Below are 11919 nucleotides of genomic sequence, written 5' to 3'. Positions count from 1 at the left end.
CATCGATTTGTTTCGAATGAAAAAAGTAGCCCTTGTGGCTGCTTTTTTTGTGGTTGAGGTTTGAAATATAGGACGGCTTTGCCTATATTGGGGGCTGAGAATAAATCATGAGGAAAATTCCAATGCGCATGCTACATACCATGCTACGTGTAGGCAATTTAGAACAATCTTTGGCATTCTATACTGAAGTGCTTGGTATGACTTTACTTCGTAAGCGTGATTATGAAGAAGGTCGTTTTACTTTGGCATTTGTGGGTTATGGTGATGAAGAAAATCATACGGTTTTAGAGCTGACACATAACTGGGATACGGACAGTTATGAACTGGGCAATGCTTATGGTCATATAGCGATTGCAGTAGACGATGCATATAAAGCTTGTGAGGAAATCAAAGCGCGCGGTGGTAATGTCGTGCGTGAAGCCGGACCAATGAAGGGTGGCGTAACGGTTATTGCCTTTGTAGAAGATCCAGATGGCTATAAAATTGAACTGATTCAACAAGATAATAATGCACGTAATAACTAAACCGTTATTAGGTCATATGCAGCGTGTATGCACAGTATTAATTAAAAAAATATTGAACATATTCTGTAAAAGCTAGCTTTATTTATATAGCTCAGTAAGATGAATTTACACAAAGGTAAATTAGTCACTGGGCTTTTTCATTTTTAGAGGAATGACAGGATGTTGGTATGTTGAAATTATTGGCACTCGATCGGTTTACGTTATTGTTATTTGTTATGGTGCTCTTAGCCAGCTTTGTCCCTGTTTCAGGTCAAGCTGCCAGTGTATTTGGTGTACTGACGACGGTCGCAATCGCGATATTGTTCTTTTTGCATGGCGCTAAACTATCCCGTGAAGCCGTGATTCAGGGCATGATGCACTGGAAACTCCATGCTTTGATTTTTGCATTTACCTTCATCCTTTTTCCCGTTTTAGGTTTGCTTGCTAAACCTGTATTGGTACCACTACTTGGGCAGGAGTTGTATTGGGGCTTTTTGTTTATGTGCTTTTTGCCATCGACAGTACAGTCTTCAATTGCGTTTACTTCGGTCGCGCAAGGCAATGTGGCTGGGGCGGTATGTAGTGCGTCATTCTCGAATTTGATCGGGATGTTTATTACCCCTGTGATGGTGGCCTTTTTCATTTTGGGGCAATCAGAGCATGGTTTTGATCCAACCTCGTCTATTCTTCAAATCACCTTATTGCTGTTGGTTCCTTTTGTCCTTGGACAGCTACTTCGACCATATGTATTTCCGTATATGCAAAAAATGCCAAGCATCGTCAAAGCATTCGATCAGGGATCGATATTAATGGTGGTGTACGGCGCTTTCAGCGGTGCTGTGGTGGCCGGTCTATGGCAAGAGGTGAGTGTCGGTACTTTAATCCTATTGATCATTGTGTGTTCGGTCTTATTGACGATTATTATGTTACTTGGGTTGTTTTTACCACGTTGGTTGGGCTTTAATCGTGCTGATCAGAAAACCATTTTTTTCTGTGGTTCAAAAAAGACTTTGGCTAGTGGTGTTCCAATGGCACAGATTCTCTTTATTGGGCAGCCTTTGGGAATGATTGTTTTACCGATTATGATTTTTCATCAAATACAGCTGATGGTGTGTGGGATTATTGCCAACTATTGGGCCAAGCAATCTGAAATTGAAACGAAAGAATAATTGGCTATCTGATACTATATCTCGTATAATATTTGCCACTTGTTGTGCTTAGCTCTGACGGTATCCGTCTCGGTGGGCCAAAAGAATGGTCTGTTATGGTGTTGATCTGCAACTTAATTTAATTAAGTGGCCCTTTCCTCAATTTTGAGAGTGATCAATTGCGATGACAGCAAAACCTTCTTTAATTTTTATGGAGTAATCGACGATGCGCGCCGATATTCACCCAAAATACCAAACTTTAGTTGCTACATGTTCTTGCGGTAACGTAATCGAAACTCGTTCAGCACTTGGTAAAGAAACTGTTTACCTAGACGTATGTTCAGCTTGCCACCCATTCTACACTGGTAAGCAAAAGAACGTTGATACTGGCGGTCGTATCGACAAGTTCAAACAACGTTTTGCTGGCATGTCACGTTCTATCAAACGCGACTAATAGCAAAAGAAAAAAACGGGCATTTGCCCGTTTTTTTATGCCTATGATTTTGATACAGAGTCATAGGGCTGCTAGTTAGACCATATAGTAAAAAGACCCCATATAGAGGCCTTAAAATTTAGAGGCTAGTTTCCAAAAATTTAACTTTTACTGATCCTGCACATCAATCAGATGATCGAGTTTCTTTTGGAAATAATCGCCTTGAATAAAGCGGGCATCGACATTCCACGCATTGGCAAACGACGTCATATCATTCAGATCACGCAGCATAATTTGAATGTTTTTCAATTGATGATATACAGCAACTTTTTCTTGCAACTCTTCCGTGTTGGCGTCGCTACTGAGCATGCGAGTTAAGTTTTCATGTAAGGTGAGATTGTTGATATCGAGCTGACGTAGGATAGATTCACTATAAATGCTATTACCAAAGTCACGAATCGAAACTTCAGCACCATATTGGCGAAGCTGGGCAATGTATTTTTGCGCTTCAGCAATGTTTTGGCTGATATCATCCTCAGAGAACTGAAGGATAATTGGGTGACTTAACTTACTGCGTACAATGGTAATCAGCTTGGCGATAAATTCAGGGAAAGAGCGGTCATTCAACAGTACGGCCTTGTTTAAGTTTACAATCAACTTTGCTTCAGGATACTGAGTGATAAAATTGTGTAGCTGTTTACACGACTCAACTAAAATCCAGCGGTCAAGTTTAATAGACAGTTCGTGGTCTTCACTTAACTCTTTGAGACTCGATATATCTTTCCATGTATTACCATAAATAAAGCCACTGGTAACCTCATAGGTATATAAATTGGTGTCTTCTTTGTCATAAAGTTGTTGATATTTAAGATGAATCTCGCCACGCTCCAAAGCTAGATGTAAAGCTTTAAGTACCGTAGGTTCATTTGCTGTTTTCTGGGTGTCTAAAGTATCGCTGACTGTAGGATTAATCAACTCAATCACAGGCATATCAATACTGGCTTTTTGCTCAATTTCGCAATCGTCTTGATTGGTCGGTAAAGCGGTTTTAAAGGCTGAGCATAACAAGTTTTCAAACTGATCTTGATTTGAAATTTCCCCTTTCAATAAAGTATAGCCAATGCGCAAATTTACGGGATAGCTATTGTTTTCTACGGTAATGAGCTGTGGTTTGGTGAGCGCATTTAACGCAATCAGCTTAGATTCAAGTTTGGCCTGTGATTCTGCTTGGAATAAACCAACGATGGTTTGCCCACCCGCCTTAAACAGAGGAATATGAGTCTGTTCATTTAAAAAGCTGTAAATATTGTTAAAATAATCACGCGTAGTTGCCCAGTTGGCTTTAAAAATTTCATCTGGACAAGAGCTGAGTGCAAAGCTAACCAAAGCATTCTGATCAGAAGGCTGTTTGGTCATAGCACGGTTAATTTGTTGATACGTATTAGGTTGTATCGCATGCTTTTCAGTGTTGGCTGATGGAGCAGCAGGGCGTTCAGATTCGACTTCAATCGTCAGTTGGAGAGCATCATCTTCAGGTGCAGCTAAAAACTCAACTTTTAAAGGATTTTGAGTTTGGGCATTGCTATTGAGAGTAGCAACTTCAAAAGCGCCTAAATCAAACTGACCTTGTGAAATTTTCTTAAAACGGATTTTGAAATCGTTTACATCTTTCGGCTGGAGAATATCAAGCAGCGGTTGACCAATAATATCATCTTCAGAGCTTAAGCCGAACAGTTGTAAGTATTCAGCATTAGCTGAAACATGAATCCCTTCTTGAATTAAAGCAATGGCTTTATTACTTTCTTCAACTAAAGCCTGTGCTTGGCTTTGAGCCGTTTCAAGCTCATTCATGAGTTGTTGTTGGCTTTGCAATAAACGACTTAATGAAAGTGCACGCAATAGACCTAAGTAAAAGCTATCCGCTTCTTCTAAGTCCAAAATATCATAGATCCCTTTACGAATAAAACTTGCGTATTGGGTTGATTGATATTCATCGGGCTTTAATAAAATCAGTGGTAAATTGACTTGGTTAGAGTTGCGAATCAAAGTCAGTGCTTGTTCATACTTTAGGTCATAAGCGCGACCAAAAATCACCACATCCCAAGGCAGATGAAGCTGTTTTTCAAAGTTTTGTAAGTCATCCAGTAAAGTGGCATGAACTTGATGATCGCTAGAAGTTAAAAGGTCACGAATTTGGTTATAACGGATCTGATTATCATCAATAATGAGTAAACGTGTTTCCGTACGTTTTAACTTTTTAGATAATAATGGATTTCTCACTTCAATGCTTCCCATAAATCGTGATTCTTAATAGCATTCATTTGCTTTTGAATAAAACTTTGAACCAATGGTTCTTGTTGGTCATTCAACAATTCATAATCAAAACGAATAAAACTTTGTGTAATTAAATGTGCTTTTACTAAATAAATTTTAAGATCTTCATCACCTAGGCGTAAGTGAATGGTTTGTTTTTCTCGGTACATATTCGAACCCGGGACAATGAGACTAGTCTGTACTTCATCAAGCTGGGACGTTTGCACCAATAATGCAGGCTGATAGTTCTGAGTGGTTCGGTCTGTTTTTACCATTACGGCACATGGGAAAAGATCTTGCGCTAAGATTTCTAACCCTAGTTCCAAGCTTTTTTCACTTGATTGTTTAATCCAGCGAATCACACCACCGCGCCATTGGCTATGCGCATTTTCTTGGACCAAAATAAACTCACCTGTTTTTAAATGTGCAGGTGTTGGTCCAGTCCAACGAATACGGTAACCATTCACGCTAATATCTAAAACTTCGGCAGGATAGATTTGTTTTGACTCACGATCAATCATACGAGCAGAACTTGTCTCCACAGGAATATTACTGTTCATGGAGTTGATCACGTGACTTTCATTCTGAAAGTTGTAGTTGCCTTCTAGCTCTAAAGTTTCATTAAAGTTCTTGCCTTTAGACAAATAGAAATGTGCGACTGACAGGCCAAAACAAATTTGTAATTGGGCCGAGTATTCATATCGTTCATGCTTACGTTCAATATTATTGGTCAATAAGTTATGAATGTGAAAATGCAAAGCAGGGGTAAGGAAAATCTTCTCATCGCGAGACAGTGGCTCAGCGCGTTTAGTTTGCATCTCTGAGAGATGATCAAGCAGGGCTTGCGTCGAGATAAAAATATTGGGTTGAATATGACTGTTTTTTTGAGAATTATAGGTCGGTGGATAGTCTTTTGATGCATCGACAATATAGCGAGATAAGGTGGTTTCTTTAGGTAATATTTGAATCAGTTTCGCCCAATCAAAACTACACAAAAATAGCCCTTGAATCTCACCTGGACGGATTTGATGGGTATTAAAAATATCCAATAGAATGAGCTGCGCATAGGCTTGGCTAATATTGTTGAGTTGATGCTGTGTACCTTGTATTTGATTAATGTTGGTCAAATAGAAGTTATTTTGGATAGCAGAATCTAAGAGCTGATGAGCCGCTAGCCACTGACCCGGAATAGGGGAACTATAGAGCAAGTGTTGTTGGTACAACAACAGTGACAGTTGTTGTAAAGCATAATAACTCGATACGGTTCGAGCCGTTTGTAGGTTCTTTTTTTGATTAAAAGCAAATAGAGAAAACTTATTTTGAGTGATTTGCTGAGAAACACGTTTTGCAATGTCGATATAGACTTTAGCAAAATGACTACGCATTAATAAGGCAAGCTCAATAATATGGTCATTTCGGTCAGTGGTGATGAGGCCCTGATTAAAAAAATGTTTCTCTAAACTGGTAAGCACATTTTCCAAATTTGGATGCAGCACTTGAACTAAATCAAAGCGAAGTGTTTCGCTGGCTTGAAGTTCGGAGACTTCAAGTAATGCTTGAAATAAGGAACGAGAAGAGTCACCCAATTGTAAAATGGATAAGTTTGCTAACCATTCTTGTAAGCCTTTGACTGTGCTTGGGCAAAAACTAAGCTTATCCAACTTTAATTCAGTTGGTTTTTGGAAGATATCTGAAGTACTCGTCGTCATCATCGTTATTATTTAACTCAAAAAGTTGAAACCCCGAAAAGTGGTGTCTTATTCTTTTCTCCCGCAATTTCCCTGACCAGCTTGGGAACCAGATAGCCGGGTAGATTCGCCAATAATCCTTGATACAGCAAATCAATGTTTTGCGGGTTTAAATCAAAATGGTGAGCCCCTTTTACTTTATCTAAAACATGTAAATAGTATGGCAATACACCTGCATCGAATAAACGGTAGCTCAAATCTGTCAAAATTTGAACATGATCATTGACCCCTTTCAACAAAACCGCTTGATTGAAAATGGTGATTTTTTCTGCGACTAATTGCTGTAATTGACGGCAGGTAAAATCATCCAATTCCGATGCATGATTTGAGTGTACCACTAGAATAATGCGCAGCCTACTGTTTTTTAAGATGGAAATTAGCTCATCATCGACACGGTTAGGCATTACAATAGGAACTCGTGAGTGAATTCTCAAAAATTTAAGTTGATGAATACTTTCTAAGCGTTCAATCCATAATTTTATTTTACGATTGGACAGCGTTAAGGGGTCTCCGCCACTCAAAATGACTTCATTAATGTCAGGTTGGGACTGAATATAGTGTTGAATATTGATCCAATCTTCTGACTTTGGCAGGTTCTCTTGATAGGGGAAATGTCGGCGAAAACAGTAACGACAATGAACGGCACATGCCCCAGTCAGCGTAAGTAAGAAACGAGTTTTATATTTGTGCAAAACACCGGGTTGTTGGTTGGCTTGTTCCTCACCCAATGGGTCGGTCACAAAGTCAGGATGTTCTTCAAGCTCAAGATGATGGGGCAGGACTTGAAGGAGTAAAGGATCAAGCGGATTGCCTTTTTGCATTCTTGTCACAAAAGCACGGGGAACACGGAGTTTAAATTGGGTCGATGCAAGCAGTGCGCCTGACAGCAGTTGCTCAGGAGAAATCTCTAGAATGTTAAGTAATTCTAAAGGGTCAGTAATTAAATCACTGAGTTGAGCTTGCCAATTTTGCTCTTGGTACAAATAATGAGTCATGCAATAAGGGGTCAAATACTAGGTCAAAAGAAAGTTAGGTCATCAAATCGGGTGATGTCGAAACGAGTTGCTCGGATGTGTGCGGTCTAAAAAGGCTTTTTCAATACACAAAAACACGCGGAACGAGGCTATTTTATCAAGATCTTCGACTTATAGGCAGTGGATTTTCATTGCTTCATAACACCTTGCTCATTTACAATACGAGGCATCAAAAAAGATGCCCTATCTTTATGGCCCTGCTTTTCAAAGCTTTGGTGTCTAAGATAAAGACATAAATATTTAAGTTAGTTAGTTTGGAGTGCGCCAGTCATGGCCTATTATTCTACGAATGATTTCAAGTCAGGCCTTAAGGTTATGCTTGATGGTAACCCATGTTCAATCATGGAAAATGAATATGTAAAGCCAGGTAAAGGTCAAGCATTTAACCGCGTAAAACTACGTAATTTACGTTCTGGTAAAGTTTTAGAAAAAACATTTAAGTCTGGTGATTCTTTAGAAGCGGCTGACATTGTAGAAGTAGAAATGGAATACTTGTACAACGACGGCGAAATGTGGAACTTCATGGATCCTGTATCATTTGAACAGATCGCTGCTGACAAAACAGCAATGGGCGATGCTGCAAAATGGTTAAAAGACGATTCAAATGAAAAATGTACCATTATGTTGTTCAATGGCGTGCCATTAACAGTAAACCCACCAAACTTCGTAGTTTTGAAAATTGTTGAAACTGATCCGGGTGTACGTGGTGATACTTCTGGCGGTGGTGGTAAACCTGCAAAATTGGAAACAGGCGCTGTAGTACGTGTTCCATTATTTGTACAGCAAGAAGAAAGCGTTCGTGTAGATACTCGTACTGGCGATTATTTAGAACGTGCATAATGGTTTAAAAATAGACTATTATCGGAAGGGATGATGAAAATCATCCCTTTTTTTATGCCAAAGTATTAGATCAAAACAAGGAGATGCAGAGTAAAGTCGCAAAGGAAAACAGCAGTACCTCGAATAATTAAAGACGCTGATTGAATGCAACAAATATGAGGGATTGAAATGGAATCTGTTCAGCCGAAGTCAACCCTGACTTCAAAAATCATCTGGCTACTGGTAGCCATCGTTGGTGCAGTCTCTTTTGGGATATTGGCACTCAGTCGTGGTGAGCATGTCAATGCCATCTGGCTCGTACTTGCTGCGGGCTGTATTTATAGTATTGCTTATCGCTTCTATAGTTTATTTATTGCAAATAAAGTTTTTGAGCTTGATGAACGTCGCTTAACTCCCGCGCATCGTTTGAATGATGGTCTGGACTATGTTCCAACCAACAAAAGTGTTCTATTTGGACATCACTTTGCAGCGATTGCAGGTGCAGGTCCATTAGTAGGGCCTATTTTAGCAGCGCAAATGGGCTATTTACCTGGCACGATTTGGTTGCTTGTCGGTGTCGTGCTTGCAGGTGCAGTACAAGACTTTTTGGTGTTGTTTATTTCTACCCGTCGTGATGGACGTTCACTCGGTGAAATGGCAAAGCAAGAGCTTGGAACTTTTGCAGGTATTGTGGTCATGCTTGGTGCATTGGGGGTAATGATTATTATCCTTGCTGTTTTGGCACTGGTTGTGGTCAAAGCACTTGCACACAGCCCGTGGGGCGTATTTAGTATTGCTGCAACGATTCCAATTGCACTCTTTATGGGAATTTACATGCGTTTTATCCGCCCGGGTAAAATTGCAGAAGTATCTATTATTGGTTTCGTTTTGATGATGCTCGGCATTGTCTACGGTGAAAATATTGCACAGCATCCATATTGGGGTGCGTTCTTCACCCTGTCGGGTACAGAGTTGACTTGGGCGCTGATTATTTATGGTTTCGTGGCTTCAGCACTACCTGTGTGGTTGTTGCTTGCACCACGCGATTACTTATCAACCTTCCTAAAGATTGGTGTTATTGCAGGCTTAGCAATCGGTATTATTTTCGCAATGCCAGAAATGAAGCTGCCAGCATTCACGCAATTTATTGATGGTACTGGCCCTGTGTTTGCAGGTTCAATGTTCCCGTTCTTATTTATTACCATTGCTTGTGGCGCAATTTCAGGTTTCCACGCTTTAGTGTCGTCAGGCACCACGCCCAAACTTGTGAACAATGAGCGTGATATTCGTATGATCGGATATGGCGGTATGCTCATGGAGTCATTTGTTGCAATCATGGCCTTGATCTGTGCTGCAGTGCTTGATCCCGGTGTATATTTTGCGATTAACTCACCAGCCGCTTTACTGGGTACAAGTGTCGACACCGCAGCTGAAGCTGTTCGTAACTTAGGTTTTGTTGTTACTCCAGAAACATTAACTTTACTGGCTCAAGAAGTGGGTGAAAGTACCATTCTTTCACGTACTGGCGGTGCGCCAACTTTTGCTATTGGTATGGCTCACATCATTACGGAAATTTTCAATAGTCGTGAAATGATGGCGTTTTGGTATCACTTTGCCATTTTATTCGAAGCACTTTTCATCTTAACAGCAGTTGATGCGGGTACGCGTGCATGTCGTTTCATGGTGCAAGACACAGTTGGGATTGTGATTCCTGCGGTGAAAAACTCACATAACTTTTTCGGAAACTTGTTGGGTACAGCAGTTGCGGTTTCAGGTTGGGGCTTCTTTGTTTACCAAGGTGTCGTCGATCCGCTCGGGGGCATCAATAGCTTATGGCCACTGTTTGGTGTGGGTAACCAGATGCTTGCAGCTATGGCATTGATCTTAGGTACGGTTATCCTCTTCAAAATGAAGAAAGAGAAATATGTATGGGTCACGATTATCCCGACGGTATTCTTGTTGATAACCTGTATGACCGCGGGCTGGCAGAAAATTTTCCACGAAAATCCAAAAATTGGTTTCTTGGCACAAGCTGAACGCTTTAACAATGCAATTGCAAACAATGAAATTTTAGCACCAGCAAAAACAGTTGCTGAAATGCAGACCGTTGCGATGTCGAATCAGATCAATGCTGCACTGTGTGGCTTCTTTATGATTGTGGCGATTGTGATGCTCTTTGCTGCGATTAGAGTGATTCGTCGTGCATTGGCAAGCCCAGTTCCGACTGTGCATGAAGCAGAAGCCATTTATCGTGATCCTGAAGACATTCAGCCATCAAAAGCTGGACATTAAGGAGAGTCAGATGAATCTAAAATTTGCTAAAAGTGGAAAAATGATGATTTATAAAATCATTAAAATGACCGTGATGTCGCAGAAAGATTTGATTCTGAACCCTAAAAATTGGTCTCGAATTGCGACGCTGTGGCAACGTTTGCAGCAAAGTTTCCGCTTGATGGTGGGGGTGCCTGATTATCCAAACTATTTGGAGCATATGAAAAAGCACCATCCTGATTTAGAAGCGATGGATGCTAAAACTTTTTATCGTCACTGTGTGGATGCACGTTATCCATCTGCAACGAATGGCATGAAAAAGTGCCCTTGTTAATGTAATTAATCAGTTGAAAGACGGCACTTCGGTGCCGTCTTTTTTGTGAAAAATCGAGTGAAAATACTCAATTACATGCGGTTGCTCGTGTTAGATTCGACAGTGTACTTTTTGCATGAAGCAAGTTGTTACATCACGGATTCAATCATAACGCAACACGGAGTGTGAGGCATAAAAGGTTCATGTCGTATATTTGACAGCTTTTGATTGTTATAGTTCTTAAAATACTGGAATGTTTGCAAAGGGAAATTGAATGAAAATATATATTTATGGTGCTGGAAGCATTGGGTGTTATTTAGGCGGAAGGTTGGTTGCTGCAGGTAATGATGTTACTTTTATCACGCGTCCACGTATTCATGCAGAGCTTTCCCAATGGGGCTTAGTCTTAACTGATTATTTAGGCAAAAATATCAAACTTGCACCTCATCAACTCAAACTAACGACTGATCCTGCTCAGGTTGTGGATGCTGATGTTGTTTTTATTTGTGTGAAATCGGCAGCAACGGAACAAGTTGCGCATGAACTTAAAGAATATTTAGGAACTAAAACACGGCTGATCATCAGCTTTCAAAATGGCTTAAGCAATGTCCCTATTTTAAAAAGAGTTTTGCAAGGGCAGATGATTTTAGAGGGGATGGTTCCTTTTAACGTCGCCACGCAAGAAGCTGGGCATTATCATCAAGGTACCTCTGGTGCATTAAGTGTTAAGCAATATCCGAATCAAAATTTGCTTGAGAATGCATTTCAAAAAGCAGGTTTAGAGATTGTTTTTGAAAAAGACATGCTGGCTGTGCAGTGGGCCAAGCTTTTACTTAATTTAAATAATTCAATCAATGCATTGTCAAAAAAACCGCTAAAGGAACAATTGTCGATTCGTAAATATCGCCAATGTGTGGCAATGGCGCAGCAGGAAGCTTTAGCACTGCTTGATTACGCACAAATTACACCTGCAAAATTAACTGCAGTTCCGACTCATTTGATTCCCAAATTGCTGAGTTTACCCAATCCATTATTTAAATTATTAAGTCGTAAAATGTTGGCGATTGACCCATTGGCTCGGTCGTCTATGCAAGATGATTTAATTGCAGGTCGCCCCACAGAGGTTGACTGGATTAATAGTGAGGTTTTAAAACTCGCAGAGCAATGTGGTAGACAGGCGCCAATCAATGCACGACTCATAGAATTGATTAAGCAAGCAGAGAAATCATCTCCTTCATTTTCAATGAGCGCAGATGCTTTAAAAGATCAGTTGAAATCTGCAGCGAAACAATAGTTTGAGGTGACGTAGGTCATTCATACGCAAATCATTGAAGATT

10 protein-coding genes are annotated in these 11919 nt (G+C 40.2%); 7 read left to right on the top strand and 3 right to left on the bottom strand.

Going from position 1 to position 11919, the window contains the following annotated elements; all coding sequences use genetic code 11:
* Positions 1-122 precede the first annotated feature (122 nt).
* The 3 genes from gloA (at position 123) to rpmE (ending at position 2105) form a co-directional block, all read left to right on the top strand.
* Entirely contained in the window at positions 123-524 is a 402-nt protein-coding gene (gloA, locus tag MF4640_RS05830) for a lactoylglutathione lyase (protein WP_004693583.1), read from the top strand.
* Positions 525-691: 167 nt separating this feature from the next.
* Positions 692-1672: a bile acid:sodium symporter family protein gene (locus MF4640_RS05825; protein WP_078388988.1), complete on the top strand. Its 981-nt coding sequence runs from the start codon at positions 692-694 to the stop codon at positions 1670-1672.
* A 205-nt stretch (positions 1673-1877) separates the two neighbouring features.
* Positions 1878-2105: a 50S ribosomal protein L31 gene (rpmE, locus tag MF4640_RS05820; RefSeq protein ID WP_004693579.1), complete on the top strand. Its 228-nt coding sequence runs from the start codon at positions 1878-1880 to the stop codon at positions 2103-2105.
* A 147-nt stretch (positions 2106-2252) separates the two neighbouring features.
* Here rpmE and MF4640_RS05815 read toward each other — a convergent pair whose 3' ends face one another.
* Genes MF4640_RS05815 through epmB form a run of 3 tightly spaced genes read right to left on the bottom strand, consistent with a single transcriptional unit; the run spans position 2253 to position 7140 of the window.
* The gene (locus MF4640_RS05815) at positions 2253-4379 is read right to left on the bottom strand and encodes an EAL domain-containing protein (RefSeq protein WP_078388987.1); all 2127 of its coding nucleotides are present in this window, start codon (positions 4377-4379) and stop codon (positions 2253-2255) included.
* Positions 4361-6106 carry a GTPase gene (locus MF4640_RS05810; protein ID WP_078389011.1) on the bottom strand — a complete coding sequence of 582 codons (1746 nt, stop codon included), beginning with the start codon at positions 6104-6106 and terminating at the stop codon, positions 4361-4363. Before MF4640_RS05810 ends, MF4640_RS05815 begins: the two co-directional genes overlap by 19 nt.
* A gap of 17 nt (positions 6107-6123) precedes the next feature.
* Positions 6124-7140 (bottom strand): EF-P beta-lysylation protein EpmB, encoded by a 1017-nt coding sequence (gene epmB, locus MF4640_RS05805; protein WP_078388986.1) that lies wholly within the window; start codon positions 7138-7140, stop codon positions 6124-6126.
* Between the two features lie 309 nt (positions 7141-7449).
* Between epmB and efp the strand changes: the two genes are divergently transcribed.
* The 4 genes from efp (at position 7450) to MF4640_RS05785 (ending at position 11876) form a co-directional block, all read left to right on the top strand.
* A complete protein-coding gene (gene efp / locus MF4640_RS05800; protein ID WP_004693574.1) occupies positions 7450-8019 on the top strand; it encodes an elongation factor P in 570 nt (189 codons plus the stop codon).
* 168 nt (positions 8020-8187) lie between these two features.
* Positions 8188-10290, top strand: a complete 2103-nt coding sequence (locus MF4640_RS05795) for a carbon starvation CstA family protein (protein WP_078388985.1) — start codon at positions 8188-8190, stop codon at positions 10288-10290.
* A gap of 10 nt (positions 10291-10300) precedes the next feature.
* A complete protein-coding gene (locus MF4640_RS05790) occupies positions 10301-10603 on the top strand; it encodes a YbdD/YjiX family protein (RefSeq protein WP_078388984.1) in 303 nt (100 codons plus the stop codon).
* Between the two features lie 253 nt (positions 10604-10856).
* Positions 10857-11876, top strand: coding sequence for a 2-dehydropantoate 2-reductase (locus MF4640_RS05785; RefSeq protein WP_078388983.1), 1020 nt, complete (start codon positions 10857-10859; stop codon positions 11874-11876).
* Positions 11877-11919 lie beyond the last annotated feature (43 nt).

It is taken from the genome of Acinetobacter sp. MF4640 (genome assembly GCF_002018895.1).
GTDB classification, from domain to species: Bacteria; Pseudomonadota; Gammaproteobacteria; order Pseudomonadales; family Moraxellaceae; genus Acinetobacter; species Acinetobacter johnsonii.
Note: the sequence above shows the minus strand (reverse complement) of the source record. Positions and strands in the feature narration are given on the sequence as shown.